This is a genomic window from Gracilibacillus kekensis (assembly GCF_900143085.1).
Classification (GTDB): domain Bacteria; phylum Bacillota; class Bacilli; order Bacillales; family Amphibacillaceae; genus Gracilibacillus; species Gracilibacillus kekensis.
The window spans coordinates 728747-743727 of record NZ_FRCZ01000001.1; the positions used below are offsets into that span (position 1 = coordinate 728747).

Annotated in this window: 11 protein-coding genes; 3 read left to right on the forward strand and 8 right to left on the reverse strand. The window is 36.3% G+C overall.

Annotation, left to right across the window (positions count from 1 at the left end):
- The first annotated feature begins 169 nt into the window (after positions 1–169).
- A complete protein-coding gene (locus tag BUC25_RS03390; RefSeq protein WP_073199663.1) occupies positions 170–1252 on the forward strand; it encodes an AI-2E family transporter in 1083 nt (360 codons plus the stop codon).
- A gap of 52 nt (positions 1253–1304) precedes the next feature.
- Here BUC25_RS03390 and BUC25_RS03395 read toward each other — a convergent pair whose 3' ends face one another.
- The 4 genes from BUC25_RS03395 to BUC25_RS03410 form a co-directional block, all read right to left on the reverse strand.
- Positions 1305–1823 carry a GNAT family N-acetyltransferase gene (locus tag BUC25_RS03395; protein ID WP_073199665.1) on the reverse strand — a complete coding sequence of 173 codons (519 nt, stop codon included), beginning with the start codon at positions 1821–1823 and terminating at the stop codon, positions 1305–1307.
- A gap of 169 nt (positions 1824–1992) precedes the next feature.
- Entirely contained in the window at positions 1993–3045 is a 1053-nt protein-coding gene (gene dctP / locus BUC25_RS03400) for a TRAP transporter substrate-binding protein DctP (protein ID WP_244535114.1), read from the reverse strand.
- Between the two features lie 77 nt (positions 3046–3122).
- Positions 3123–4394, reverse strand: a complete 1272-nt coding sequence (locus BUC25_RS03405; RefSeq protein ID WP_073199669.1) for a TRAP transporter large permease — start codon at positions 4392–4394, stop codon at positions 3123–3125.
- A 23-nt stretch (positions 4395–4417) separates the two neighbouring features.
- Entirely contained in the window at positions 4418–4978 is a 561-nt protein-coding gene (locus BUC25_RS03410; RefSeq protein ID WP_073199671.1) for a TRAP transporter small permease, read from the reverse strand.
- A 509-nt stretch (positions 4979–5487) separates the two neighbouring features.
- Between BUC25_RS03410 and BUC25_RS03415 the strand changes: the two genes are divergently transcribed.
- Positions 5488–5670, forward strand: a complete 183-nt coding sequence (locus tag BUC25_RS03415) for an SE1832 family protein (RefSeq protein ID WP_073199672.1) — start codon at positions 5488–5490, stop codon at positions 5668–5670.
- A 14-nt stretch (positions 5671–5684) separates the two neighbouring features.
- Here BUC25_RS03415 and BUC25_RS03420 read toward each other — a convergent pair whose 3' ends face one another.
- Entirely contained in the window at positions 5685–7529 is a 1845-nt protein-coding gene (locus BUC25_RS03420) for a cation:proton antiporter (RefSeq protein WP_073199674.1), read from the reverse strand.
- Between the two features lie 283 nt (positions 7530–7812).
- Between BUC25_RS03420 and recQ the strand changes: the two genes are divergently transcribed.
- The gene (gene recQ / locus BUC25_RS03425; protein ID WP_073199676.1) at positions 7813–9588 is read left to right on the forward strand and encodes a DNA helicase RecQ; all 1776 of its coding nucleotides are present in this window, start codon (positions 7813–7815) and stop codon (positions 9586–9588) included.
- A 398-nt stretch (positions 9589–9986) separates the two neighbouring features.
- Here the strand turns inward: recQ and BUC25_RS03430 are convergent, their stop codons facing one another.
- The 3 genes from BUC25_RS03430 to cls all read right to left on the reverse strand — a co-directional run bounded on the left by BUC25_RS03430 (position 9987) and on the right by cls (position 14632).
- Positions 9987–11228: an aminopeptidase gene (locus BUC25_RS03430; RefSeq protein WP_073199678.1), complete on the reverse strand. Its 1242-nt coding sequence runs from the start codon at positions 11226–11228 to the stop codon at positions 9987–9989.
- Positions 11228–13114, reverse strand: coding sequence for an ABC-F family ATP-binding cassette domain-containing protein (locus tag BUC25_RS03435; protein ID WP_073199679.1), 1887 nt, complete (start codon positions 13112–13114; stop codon positions 11228–11230). The genes BUC25_RS03430 and BUC25_RS03435 overlap by 1 nt, the downstream gene beginning before the upstream one ends.
- 75 nt (positions 13115–13189) lie before the next feature.
- A complete protein-coding gene (gene cls, locus BUC25_RS03440; protein ID WP_073199681.1) occupies positions 13190–14632 on the reverse strand; it encodes a cardiolipin synthase in 1443 nt (480 codons plus the stop codon).
- Positions 14633–14981: the final 349 nt, after the last annotated feature.

Below are 14981 nucleotides of genomic sequence, written 5' to 3' on the forward strand. Positions count from 1 at the left end.
GATATATAGTAGCATAGTCTTTCTATCGTTTCTAATCTTAACTTATTATGTCTAAAATGGCACAAAATTTATGCGAACTGTTATTGATAAATTGTATACATCTATTTCCATATTGTAGTTTTTATATGCTAGAATAATATTATATTAAGCAGAAAAGGTTGTGTAGTGGGTGTTCCAAAAAAGAAGTATACGTATCTTAATTACCTTGATTTTAATTTTCGTGCTAGTCTATTTAATTTACTTAACAAGATTCATCTTCGAACCGGTCGGTGCTTATTTAACCGCTATTGCTGTACCAATAATTGGAGCAGGCATTATTTTCTATATCACTAATCCTATTGTTAATTGGTTAGAAAAAAAGAAAGTGCCAAGAATTGCTGGTACGTTTATTGTCTTTTTATTAGTAGTCTTCTTTGTTGCGATTGTAATTCAATTTATTGCACCAATTGTTCAAAAACAATTTTCTAACTTTGTGGATAGTGTGCCGAAAATGGTTGATAATACCATTCAGCTCTTTGAGATGTGGCAAGAAAATCAAAATATAATTCCTCCACAATTTGAAAATGCGATCCAAAATATGATCGATAACTTAAGTGGTTATGCGGAAAGGATAACATCAGGTATCATCGGGGTAATCGGGCAAATTTTCAGTTTCATATTTGCCATCTTCTTAATTCCTTTTTTCTTATTCTTTATGTTGAAAGATGGTTATAAATTCGTACCGTTCGTTACAAAGTTTTTAAGTCCTGCTAAAGCAGAAAGTTTCAAAACATTGACAGCAAATATTAATCATACACTCTCTTCATTTATTCAAGGTCAATTTATTGTCAGTGTATGTGTCGGCGCAATGCTTTATATTGGCTATTTAATCATTGAATTAAATTATTCTTTAACATTAGCTTTGTTTGGTTTAGTGATGAATTTCATTCCATTTGTGGGACCATTCTTATCTGCCATTCCCGCTATTATAGTAGGTTTTTTCCAAGATCCAATGCTGGCAGTATGGGCGACCGTTGTTATGGTGGTGGCACAGCAGATTGAAAGTAACTTTATTTCACCAAATGTAATGGGACGTGCATTATCTCTTCACCCATTAACAGTTATCACTTTAATCTTAGCCGCTGGTGGGATTGCCGGATTTATTGGTTTGTTATTTATTATTCCAGCATATGCGGTTATCAAAACAATTATTTCTCATTTTTATCATGAGTGGCAACGAAAACAACCTGAAGATGATCCAGATTTATTTTAAATTCCCCTTACATTGGCTTTCGCATAATTATAGCGAAAGCCTTCTTTCCATTTTATTTTAGAGCTTTTGCCATAATATACATTATCTGCTCTTCGTCACCTATATAAGTGGAGTAGGATCCTCTTGATTCAAATCCCATCTTTTTATGAAAATCGATAGCGTTTTTATTTTTTCGCCAGACGCCTAACCAGATCGTATTTTTATCTCTTTCATTTGCGATATCAATCGCCTTCTGTAAAAGGAACTTTCCTAAACCCTTACTGTGAAAATTGTTTTTTACAAAAATTCGTTCAATTTCTAAAGCATTTTCATCAACGTTGAAGGTTTGAGCATCCCCTTCGTTTACTTTGAGATATCCTGCAATGATCTTGTCTACATATAGAAATAAGAAGGTTGATGATGGATTGGACAATTCTTTTTGAAGTTGTTCATTATTGAAGGCGTTTTCCAAATATTCATTAATATCTTCTGGTGTATTTAAATGACTGTATGTTTCATTATACGTTTCTGTTCCAATTTGCTGTAACGACAATAAATCATCAAGTGTACATATTTTTATATCTGTCCTCACTAAATCCACTCCTTTTTTAAAGATAATTATCCCATTCTAATTTCAATTATATGGTTAAATGGCTCATAAGTCAAAGGAAGCGCATTCAACAACTTCGAGAAAGATATACTTTTTTATATCTTAATATAAAAACCCGTTTCTAATTAGAAACGGGTTTTAAAGGAAATTATTATTCTGCTGTCATTTCTTCGATTTCTTGTTCCAACTTATCTAAGATTGCACCGTCAACAGTTGAGATGTTCTCACGGTAGTAGTCACGGATTGGTGTTGCAAGCTTTTCAAATTCAGCTCGCTGTTCTTCTGTTAACTCAATAATTTCAGTTGTCTCTTCAATAACAGATAGATATTCATCGTTTTGACGTTTTTGTTCTTCAAACACCCAACTCTGAAGTTCATCTACAGTTTCGTCTACAAGTGCTCTTTCATCTTCTGTTAAACCCTCATACCATTCTTGATTTACGGTAGTTGATGCCACATAGTTGTTATGGTTAGAAAGTGTCATATAATCTTGTACTTCATGGAAAGAAGCATCCGCAATAAAGAAGATTGGATTTTCTTGACCTTCCATTGTACCATTTTCTAATGCTGTATATAATTCACCCCAGCTATAACCATCAGGGTTAGCACCATATGCTTGGTATGATTCGTTTTGCAGATCAGAACCTTGTGTTCTCATTTTAAAGTTCTCAAAATCTGCTGGTGATTCTAATGGTTTGTTACTTGTCCATTGCATAGCACCTTCCGTCCAGAACGAAAGTGGTTTAACTCCAATTGCTTCATACTGTTTTACTAAATCTTCATTAATTGCTTCACTTTCAGTTAAAATTTCATGAGTTTTTTCTACACTATCAGGAAACAAAAAGTGTAAACCAAAGATTTGGCTTTCCTTAATTGTATTACCGATAAACCCTGGAGATGTAACGGCCAACTGGACAGTACCTTCTTGTAGTTGTACAATTTGGTCTTTTTCAGTACCTAAACCACCATATTCATAGGTTGTGACAGTAATATTCCCACCAGATTTCTCATCAATTATTTTCGCAAATTCGTCTGCGTAAGCCATTTGAACTTGCTCACCAGTTTCTTCAGTAATAAATAACCATTCTTGCTCTTCAAAATCGCCAGAAGCTTCTTCGCCACCTTCTGAACCTTCATCAGTAGTTTCTTCTTCTTCTGAAGAATCGCCACCACATGCTGCTAATACAAGACCTAGTGCTAACAATAATATTGCTAGTAGTGAAAACTTTTTGTTAAAAATAATAAAAACCCCCTAATAAATTTTTTATATTATAGATTCTCTTAAAGTAAAGCAAGAGAAATCTGTGGAAACACAATTAGTAAAATCGAGATAAAGACCATAATAGCTATATAAGGTGGTGTCCCTTTAATAACTTCCATATATGGCTTGTTAAACACTGCACTGGCTGTAAAGATATCCACCCCAAATGGTGGTGTCGCAGATCCTAGTGCAGCTTGGAAGGTAATAACAATTCCTAAATGAATTGGGTCGATATCAACTTGCGATGCTATTGGAGCAAAAATTGGTGTAAGTACTAAAATAACAACAATCGGATCGACAAACATACACCCGATAAAGAAAAATAATGTAACAATGATTAGTACGTATGTTGTACTTGGGTCTGATCCCAATACTGCATCAGATAACATTTGTGGTATTCGTTCTAGATTCACTAAATAAGTAAATACTTGCCCACCTGCTACTAATACAAATACCGCTGATGTTACTAATCCTGTTGATAAGGCAATGCTAGGTATTTGTTTAAGATGAACCGATCTAAAGATCACAACTTCCAAAATTAAAGCATATAGCACAGAAATACCCGCTGCTTCTGTTGCTGAGAACCATCCTAAATAAATACCACCGATAACAAGTATCGGAAACCCTAACGGTAATAGAGCTCTTCTAAACGTGTTTAATCTTTCTTTCCATGTTGCTTTATCAGATAATGGTATGTTTTTTACTTTTGCATAAACGACACTATAGATTGTAAAAGCTAAAAATACAATGATTCCCGGTATAATACCAGCAATAAATAACTCACCTATGGATTCTCCTGATACAAGACCATACATAATTAATCCGATACTAGGCGGGATTAACAGAGCCACATCACTAGCGTTAATAATTAAAGCCATCGCACTTGAATCTTTATATCCTACTTTTAAAAGTCTTTCTCGCATAGGTTTACCTATCGCAACAACTGTTGCCTGTGTAGAACCTGAAATCGCACCAAATAAGGAACAGGCTGCTGCAGTTGTAACAGCATAGCCCCCACGGATATGGCCAATAAAAGAACCGATAAAGTCTAATAATCGTTGAGAAGTCTTACCTGCTGTCATAATGTCTGCCGCAAAAATAAACAGTGGCACACACAACAATTGATAAGATTCAATACCAGTAACTAATTGACCTACCATAACAGAGGGCTCGATCGGAATTTTCGTATAACCTAGCAACACTACAATAAATGGTGCAACAATTAGTGGAATCATCATTGGGAAATTTAATAGAAGTAAAATAACCATGATTGCTAATAAAATTGTAAGCATATTGGCGCCCTCACTTTTCCATTTTATACTTGCATTTGATCTTCAGCATTTCTATCCTCTGGTTTTATATCGTTATAGTCTAGTGCATCGGTACCAATATATACTTCCTTATTGAAGATGTTCACAATAAGGTTTCTAACATATTGGATTCCACCCATCACGAAACCTAGCGGGATAAACATATACATTAGATAAGTAGGGATGTTCAAATATGCGGTTGTTGTCCCTCTTTGATATTCCCCCATAACATAATCATAGGATACGTATGCTAACGAGAATAAAATAAACGCGGTAACCAATGGGATAATTATTGCCATCGCCTTACGAACACGCCATGGTACCGTATCGTAAATCGCCGACATACTTATATGACGTCCTTTTCTTGCAGCATAACTTATACCCATAAATGTAGAAATGACTACTGCAAATTTAGCTACTTCTGAGTGAAAAGCCACACTCGGCCCAAAAAATTGACGGCTTATTACATTCGCACAAATCATAATTGCAATTACTATAATCGAACCACTTAAGATGAATTCTTCTATTTTGAGTACGATTTTATCGATTATATTTAAAAACTTCATTCATCCATCCCCCCTTATTCACAATTACCGACTTTCTCATATACCTTATGTTACAAAAATGTTTCAAACTTCACAAATTTACTATACCCTGATTCAGAACAATTAAACGACATATTTTCGCGAATTAAAAAAATGTTAGCAAATCATGGATATATAATGGCACATGCTTAAAAATAATCTATTTTACTCTGAAAACGGTTCTATTCATATTTGCTATCCATTCTTTTGTGTTATCCTGCCACCTTTTTTAGTAACTTGCTATTATGCATGGATTGATTTAAGCTTAAGAAAAGCGCAGAGCGTCAGCTTAGAAATGTAGAGACTTTGGCATCAACTGTGGCAAAGGCCTGCAGGACAAAACCAAATTTAACAGATTAAGTGCAATTAAGCCAGCAATCGGCAAGTCTTCTATATCGTAAGGCGATTCGTGAAGTAGCCTTATGGGTGCTCGGAGCTAGACATCTGCGAACTTTTTGAAAATTAAACGTAAAATAATTGGAGTGACATAGATGACGCCACAAGAAATAGAAGCAGAAATTGAAGATCTAAAAGCAGATTATGCAAGGCTTTCTGCAGATTTAGAAAAATTAGTCTATGTAGGTGGAAGAACTGAACATAATGAAGAAGAATTAGAACGTATCGCACAACAGATAGCATCTCTACGTCGACAATTGCAACACAGAAAAAGCTAGCAACTCTTTTGTTGCTAGCTTTTTCCGTTTCGTTTTTCCTCTAATTTTTCTTGGATTTTATTAAATTCTTTACTTGGCGGAGTCATACTTACGATTGTATCTCCAGCTGATGAAGTAGCTTCCATATCCTCAGCAAAAAATTCAATTTGCTTCGATTGCTTAAGGATAAACAATAAGATCGTCTCATCATCACGGTCATTTTTATAATCTGCAAAAGAATATTTGTCAGTTAATGTTGTCTTTCTCAATACATAGCCACTTTTAAGTTTATATTTTAATTCTTCTAAACCTTCTGCCGGTACGAAAACTTCTTTTCCACCAATTGTATGATCGATATCTACAATATGGTCCCCACTGTCCCCTTGCTTTGGCAAGCGGAATACATGCTTCCGACCAAACTCAGGCAGGAATGTCGAACAGACTAATGCATTATATGAATCATATTCGGTTGCTGCCAATAAATAGTCATATGGCGTAAAATCCATGGTATATTCGGTTTGTTCTGATAAAATCTCACAATGGTTATGTTGAATGCCCTCTTTACGTGCACGATTTAAACGATCCCAGGAAGAATCGACCACAACTGCCGGAATATCCAACTCTTTCATCACCTTCGCAATCGAATTTGTAAAACGATTGGACCCAACTATTAAAACACCTGGTGATCCTTCTGATGATAAATCTAATTTCTTAGCAAACCATCCAATCGAAAATCCATGCACCACAACCGTCGAGAATACGAGCGCGAAAGTTAAAGGAGTGACAAGAGAAGCACCTTCAAACCCTTCATCTGCTAAAATCGTTGCGAAATAACTAGCAACAGTTAAAGCCACAATACCTCTTGGTGCGATCCAGCCCACTAATGTTTTTTCCCGTAAAGAAAGTCCTGATTTTACAGTTGAGAGGAAAATAGACAATGGTCTTACAATAAAGAGCATCAATAATACGTACCCGATAATCTCCGGTCTAAATACATCGATTAGCGTATCCCTCGTTAAGGAAGCTGTTAATAAGATGAAAACAGTCGATACAAGCAATATGGAAATGTTTTCTTTAAAATGACGCATATCTTTGATGGATGAGATTCCTAAATTAGCCAGCGTCATCCCCATTGCTGTCACAGCTAGTAACCCTGTTTCATGTTTTACCTCATCTGCAATAATAAAACAGGTCGTAACTGCCACAAACACTGCAGGGGATTTTAAGAATTCTGGTAAATGCCCGGACTCGAACATCCAACCGGTCACTTTTCCAAAAACAATTCCGAGCACAACCGCGAATAATGATGCTAAAAAGAAATACAACAATGCGGTAGCGTCTCTTCCATCTGCTGATAAAAATAAAATAATCTCGAACGCAAATAACGCTAATAAGGCTCCAAAGGGATCAACAATAATCCCTTCCCACTTTAAAATCTTAGCGGGCGTGGGTTTTAACTTTGATTGCCTTAATAGTGGTAAAATTACAGTAGGACCTGTTACAATAAAGATACCACCAATCACAAAGGAAACCGCTAAAGATAACCCAGCGATATAGTGCGCAGTTAATGAGCCTAAAATCCAAGCTAGAAAAGCTCCCCATGTTACAATCCGAAATACTGGTTTTCCCAAGCCTCTTACTTCTTTAAAATTTAAATTCAAGCTTCCTTCAAACAAAATTATCGCAACAGCTATCGAAATGAACGGACGATACAAATCTCCGAATGCTTCTTCAGGATTCATAAGACCGAATATTGGCCCTGCCAAAAGTCCGGCAATGGACATCACAACAATAGCTGGTAATTGGAATTTCCATGCTACCCATTGAGACCCGACACCGAGTACAGCAATAAGCATCAAGATTAATAATAATGAATCCATTGTTTTCCCCCTCTACTCAAAAAGCTTATCTGTTTTACTTTCCTTCTATCGAGATAGAATTATTTTATAGGTTAACTGGAACGATGTAAATATATTTATTTCAGTTATTCATCTCTAATAAAAATGTTATGATAGTGTATGAGTTCCAACAGTGATAGTTTTAGGTTCCCTGTGATGGGTAAAGTTAGCGTCCATTAATCTCCTTTTAGTGACATTCGAATCTTTTCATTTAGGACGATTATATGGTGATAAAAAGCATGTAAAATGAAAAAGGATGATTTAATTGGTTTCAGATACATTACCTATATTAAAAGAATATTTCGGTTATGAAGCGTTCCGTCCTGGACAAAAAAAAATAGTCGATCATATACTACAACAACAAAATACTCTTGCGATCATGCCCACAGGGGGTGGAAAATCAATTTGTTATCAAATTCCCGGACTCGCGTCACATGGAATTACAGTCGTCATCTCCCCACTTATTTCGTTAATGAAGGACCAAGTGGATTCACTAAAAGCATTAGGAGTTGCCGCAACTTATATCAATAGTTCATTAACATCAAGTGAACAATATCAACGTTTAGCAGAAATTAAAAATGGCAAATACAAGTTTGTTTATGTGGCGCCAGAACGTTTTGATTCAAATACTTTTTTTCAAACAATCGATGCACTCGATATTTCCTTGATAGCCTTTGATGAAGCACATTGTATTTCTCAATGGGGACACGATTTTCGTCCAAGTTATCGAACCGTCATCCAAACGGTTTTCCGATTACGAAATCAACCTACTCTCATCGGATTAACAGCTACCGCAACGAAAGAAGTCATAAGAGATTTACAACAGTTACTGCATGTTAATGAAGATAAGGTTGTTAATACTGGCTTTGCAAGGGATAATTTAACTTTTGAAATGGTAAAAGGCCATGATCGTAATCGTTATGTCGTCGATTTTGTTAACAACCACAAGGATGAGGCAGGAATTATTTATGCGATCACTAGAAAACAAGTAGATCAATTGCATTATATACTAAAAGAAAAAGGAATATCTGTTCAAAAATATCATGCTGGCATGACAGAGGATGCCCGTAAAAAGGCGCAAAATGATTTTATTTATGACAATGTTCAGGTAATGATTGCGACTAATGCATTTGGTATGGGGATTGATAAGTCCAATGTCCGTTATGTTATTCATTATGCACTTCCGAAAAACTTAGAAAGCTATTATCAGGAAGCAGGTCGTGCCGGACGTGATGGTGAACCTAGTCAATGTATTGTGCTTTTTTCTGGTCAGGATATCACCTTGCAAAAATATCTAATTGATCAATCCGAAATGGATGAGATTAAGAAGTCTGGGGAATACGGAAAATTACAATCGATGATTAATTATTGTCATACCGATCAATGTTTACAACAATATATTTTAGAGTATTTTAATGATACGATATCCGATCATCAAGAGTGTGGTCGCTGCTCTAATTGTAGTAATGATTTGGAAAAGGTAGATCGATCAAAAGAAGCCCAAATGGTATTGTCCTGCGTAAAAAGAATGGGAGAGCGATTTGGAGCAAGTTTAGTTGCTAAAGTTTTAAAAGGCTCTAATGATAAGAAAGTAAAGCAATTTCGTTTCGACAAGCTTACTACATATGGATTATTAAAGCATTTTACTGAAAAAGAATTAGTCTCCTTTATCCAATTCCTTGTTGCTGAAAACTTTTTAGTAGCAGAAGGCGGTCGCTTTCCAGTATTAAAGCTGAGTAGTCGAGCAGTGGATGTACTAAAAGGAGAAGAACAAGTATTTGTTCAAAGTGCAAAAGTGGAGAAAAAAGAAGTGGTCGAATATGATGAAGAAGTGTTTGAACAATTACGATCGCTTAGAAAATCCCTTGCAGATGAACAAGCGGTTCCCCCTTATGTTATCTTTTCGGATAAGTCTTTACGCGAAATGTCTGTTGCCAAACCACAGACCCAATATGAAATGCTACAGATACACGGAGTTGGCGAGAAAAAATTCGAACAATACGGAGAATTATTTTTAGAGTGTTTGACAGAACAACAATAACAAGTAGTTTTGATGTAAAGAAAGAATGAAACACCTCTTTTGTAAGAAAGGTAAATATATCGGTTAAAACTGGTGAGTATGGTCACCACCTTTTGAGCGATATATAGATTTATCGGACAAAACCTGGAAGGTGGAATACCCCTTTTGGGAGATATATAGATTTATTGGACAAAACCCGGGACGTGGAGCACTCCTTTTGGGCGATATACGGATTTATCGGTCAAACCCAGTGACGTGAAGCACCCCTTTTGGGCGATATATAGATCTATCGGTCAAACCCAGGAATGTGGAGCACTCCTTTTGGACAATATTCAATTTCATCGTGTAGCTTTCTAGCTTTTGAACGGTCTGATCCTATAAAAAATCCGCTTCCTCTTATAAAAGAGAAGCGGAATTTTTTATTCGCTGAAGTTAATCGCCCATGCGCCTTTTCTGAAAACAGGTTCAGTTGATCCGTCGCTGGTTTCGCCGTCAATATCTAGATCTTCTGAACCAATCATGAAATCGACGTGCGTTAAGCTATCATTGACCCCATGCTTATCCAACGCTTCCTCATCCATATCAGATCCACCTTCAAGGTTGGTAGGATATGCTTTCCCTAATGCAATGTGGCATGAAGCATTTTCATCAAAAAGGGTATTGTAAAAAATCAAGCCAGATTGTGAAATTGGGGATGCATGTGGTACAAGCGCAAGTTCACCTAGCCTTGTAGCACCTTCATCGGTTTCTAATAAATGCTTTAATGTCTCATAGCCTTGTTCTGCTTCAAAATCAACAACTTTTCCGTCTTTAAACGTTAATGTAAAGCCATCAATCATATTACCTCCATAAACAAGCGGCTTTGTTGCAGTAACTTTTCCGTCTACTTTGTATTTATGTGGTAAGGTAAACACTTCTTCGGTTGGCATATTTGGATTAAATGCATTTCCGTTTGGTGTTAGAGCCGCTCCGCCTTTCCAAATATGTCCTTCAGGTAATTCAAAGCGAATATCTGTACCCTCTGATTTGAAAACAAGTGCTTTATACGATTTTTCGTTTAAAAAATTGCGAGCTTTTTTCAAGGTATTGTTGTGTTGATCCCAAGCCGATACTGGATCTTCTTGATCTACTCGTACGATCTTAAAAATCTGATCCCATAAACTCTCGATTGCGTCTTCCTTTGTTTTATCCGGGAATATTTTTTGTGCCCAGTCACCGGTTGGAATGGAGATGATTGACCATGGAATTCGATCATTCATCGTGTACTGCCGGAATTCTTTCATTGCTTCACCACTCGCTTTGTTCGCTTTGGCAACTTTTCCTGGATCAATATCCTTTAATAAATCTGGATTTGTCGAACGGATCGCTAAAAGTGCTGCGCCATCTTCGGCAAAATCTAAATGCTTCGCTACTTGCCATTCGGGAATGTCCGTAAGCACATCTTCTGATGCATATTGAAATTTTAATAAGGTTAGTTCATCATCTGTCCAATTAATATGGACATTTTTCGCACCTAGTTCATATGCCTTTTTGGCGACAATCCTAGTAAAATCTGCACCTTCAATAGACGAGTTAATCACTAAAGCCTGATCTTTCTGTAAGTTAACACCTGTTTTTAATGCTAGTTCTGCATATTTGTCTAGTAGTTTTTGATCTGCCATCAAAATTCCTCCTTTAATTCTTCTACCATAAGTGATAACTCTTCCCATCGCTCCATTTTTTCTTCTAATTGCTGTTCGACTTCATTTTGTTTTGTATAGAGTGGTTGGATTTTGCCAATATCACTACCTGCTTCGGCAATTTCTAATGCTATTTGCTCTAATTCTTCTTCTAACTTCGTAATATCCTCTTCGATCGTATCCCACTCTTTTTGTTCATGATACGATAATTTCTTCTTTTTTCTTTTTGGTGGTTGGCTTGACTGCTTAATTTGTTTGGATATTACTTCTTGTTCTTTTTGCTGCTGGCGAAATTCTGAATAGTTCCCATAAAATTTCGTTAAGTTTGTCGAGCCTGTAAAAGCAATGATTTGATCGACCGTTTTGTCTAAAAAGTAACGATCATGTGACACAGTAATCACCACTCCTGGAAACTGCTCTAAATAATCTTCCAAAACGGTAAGTGTCTCTGTATCCAGATCGTTGGTCGGCTCGTCTAGGAACAATACATTTGGTTCCTTCATTAATACAGTCAAAAGGTAGAGTCTTCGTCTTTCGCCACCTGACAGTTTACGAACATAAGTCCACTGCTGAGACCGCGGGAATAAAAAACGTTCCAGCATTTGCTCCGCTGTTATCACATTACCATCAATCGTATGAACTACTTCCGCGACATCACGGACTAAATCGATGACCTTTACGGAGTCATCAAGTGGTGGATGGTCCTGTGTATAGTAACCAATTTTGACTGTTTCCCCAATATCAATCGTACCTTGATCGGCTTCAATTTTTCCAGCCATAATATTTAACAAAGTGGTTTTCCCACTACCGTTTGCCCCAACGATACCAAGTCGGTCTCCAGGTTTTATTAAAAAGGAGAAATCTTCGAATAAAATGTTACCATCATAAGACTTTTTTAAATCTTGAATCTCCATTACTTTTTTTCCTAGACGAGTCGAACCAACGGAGAAACTGACGTCTTGTTTATTCGTATCAAATGTTTTTTCCTTCATGCCTTCAACTCTGTCAATTCGGGCCTTTTGTTTCGTTGTCCTGGCCTTCACTCCAGCTCGTAACCATGCAATTTCTTTTTTTAGAATATTTTTATGTTTCTGTTCGGCCTGGACCTCTTGTTCTTCTCGTAACGATTTTTGTTCTAAAAAGGTTTGATAGTTACCACTATATGTATATAAATTACCCTTATCCAGTTCAAAAATACGGTTGGTAATCCGATTTAAGAAATAGCGATCATGGGTTACTAATAATATCGCCCCGTCATAATTTGGTAAGTACTCTTCTAACCATTCAATGGAATCATTGTCCAGATGGTTCGTTGGCTCATCCAAAATCAGTAAATCTGCTGGTTGAATTAATGCTTTTGCTATCGCAACACGCTTGCGCTGACCACCAGATAAACTATCGATTTTTTTATCAAAGGATGGGACACCTAGCTTGGTTAAAATTGTTTTCGCTAGGGTCATCGCGTCCCAAGCTTCATGTTGATCCATTTTTTCTTGCATTTGTAGTAATAGATTTTGTTGTTTATGATTATCCGGTTCTTTCTCTAGTTCTAATACAGCAGCTTCATATTGCCGTAGTGTCACCATTATTGCAGCATCACCATAATATATTTGATTCAGTACAGTATCTCCCTCAGTCAATTGAGGATCTTGATCTAAATATTCAATATGATAATCATTCGGATGATCGATCTTTCCTTGTTCAGCATTATCGATACCTGCCAACACTTTTAAAAGGGTTGATTTTCCTGTGCCATTTACACCAATTAAACCGATTCTGTCGGTATTGGTAATCGAAAAGGAAATGTTATCAAACAGAGATTTTTCCCCATATGTCTTGACTAAATTCTCTACTTTCATACCACGCATTTTATCTATCCTTTCTAGAAGAAAACGAGCTTAAATTATCTCGGTTGGAATACTTTCACTGATGACAGTCTCACTTTATAAGATTGGTGAAATCAATCTTGAAATCGACTCTTTGAAGCGAATCCATAAAGATCTTTGCTGGTATAAGGAATAAGTGAGTTGTGTCACATCTTCCATATCTTTTTCAAATTCATCCACAAGCATTTCAGCTAATGTTTCATTATATAAAAAGGCATTGACTTCAAAATTCAAACGAAAACTTCTTACATCAATATTCGCCGTTCCGACCGATGCAACTTTGTTATCGACTACAATCGTTTTTGCATGTAAAAATCCCTTTTGATAAATATAAACCGTTGCACCTGCTTTTAGCATTTCGCCAATATAAGAATAAGTTGCCCAATATACAAAAGGATGATCAGGTTTATTCGGAATCATAATTCGCACATCCACTCCAGAAAGACAGGCGATTTTTAGTGCGTCCAATAGGCTTTCATCTGGAATGAAATAAGGTGTTTGTATGTAAATATACTCTTTAGCAGACATGATCATTTTAATATATCCATGTTTAATCTGTTCCCATTCGGAATCAGGTCCACTAGAAACTATTTGCATGCCTGTATGTCCGGAAGGGACTGCGTCATAATAACGCTCATCGTATTCAATGTCATGACGTGAAGCTTGGTTCCAATCGAGAATAAACCGTGTTTGCAAATTTTTCACTGCACTACCGATAATTCTTAAATGTGTGTCACGCCAATAACCAAAGCGTTTATCTTCGCCTAAGTACTCATCACCAATGTTAAAGCCACCAATATAGCCAATTTTTCCATCCATTATCGCTAACTTCCGGTGATTACGATGATTGATTTTAAAATTCACTTTCGGTATTAGTGGCGGAAAGAAACCTTCAACATCTATACCGGCATGTCGCATTTTTCGGATTAACTTTCGACTCATGGTACGTGATCCTAAGTCGTCATAAAGAAAACGTACCTCTACGCCTTCTTTTGCCTTTTTTATGAGGGCGTCTGCTAATCGATTCCCTAGATTGTCTGATCTCACAATATAATAGAGCATATGAATATGATCTTTTGCTTGTTCAATATCTTCCAGTAATGAATTAAATTTACGATTCCCATCTGTAAAAACATTGACACTATTATCTTGTGAATAAATCGCGTCATTATTTCGCAAGTGCAAATAAAATAAATCTTTATAATAGTACATTCGTGGGTCATTTATAAAGAAATCTCCATTTTCTATTTCACGAAGTTGATGCTGTACTGCTGTTTTTACCCCTAGTTTACTTTTTGTATCCCAGGTAAAGATGGCTTTGTTACTAAGCTTTCTTCCAAATATAAGATATAAAATAAATCCAACTATCGGAATAAACGTTAATACCATGATCCATGCCCATGTTGATGTGGCATTTTTGCGCTCTAAAAAAATAATCGTCAGTGAAAGTAATATGTTAAAAATTAAAATAAAACTTATAATTAGTTGTGTTAATTCCAATCAAAGCCCCCCCTTCAAATGTCTTATCTACACCTAATATAGCATATTTACTAGAAAATAGCAGAACATCCAATTCAGCGAAGACGTGATCCACTTCGCTTAATCAGAGTTTACGTTTCTAGAAACTGGCCTCATATACTTATAGTAATAAACTTTGCATCTTTATATAGATTGTCAAAGCAACTTAGTGTGGATAAGCAGGATTACGTGACACAACCTGATAGAAATTTTGACACGATATATGTGTGTAATATCCGCTACGGCTTGCCCCCTTCGCTTTCCAGGGGGCGCGTCTTCAGCTAACTTTGTAAAGAAGAGCACTTTACAAAGTGGATCTTCAGATCGCGCT

Bases quoted from the DNA above. Each gene is read 5' to 3' on its own strand.
- BUC25_RS03435 (WP_073199679.1), bottom strand. From the start codon at position 13,114: ATGCGTGGTATGAAAGTAGAGAATTTAGTCAAGACATATGGGGAAAAA.
- BUC25_RS03415 (WP_073199672.1), top strand. From the start codon at position 5,488: ATGACGCCACAAGAAATAGAAGCAGAAATTGAAGATCTAAAAGCAGAT.
- BUC25_RS03405 (WP_073199669.1), bottom strand. From the start codon at position 4,394: ATGCTTACAATTTTATTAGCAATCATGGTTATTTTACTTCTATTAAAT.
- BUC25_RS03420 (WP_073199674.1), bottom strand. From the start codon at position 7,529: ATGGATTCATTATTATTAATCTTGATGCTTATTGCTGTACTCGGTGTC.
- BUC25_RS03410 (WP_073199671.1), bottom strand. From the start codon at position 4,978: ATGAAGTTTTTAAATATAATCGATAAAATCGTACTCAAAATAGAAGAA.
- BUC25_RS03430 (WP_073199678.1), bottom strand. From the start codon at position 11,228: ATGGCAGATCAAAAACTACTAGACAAATATGCAGAACTAGCATTAAAA.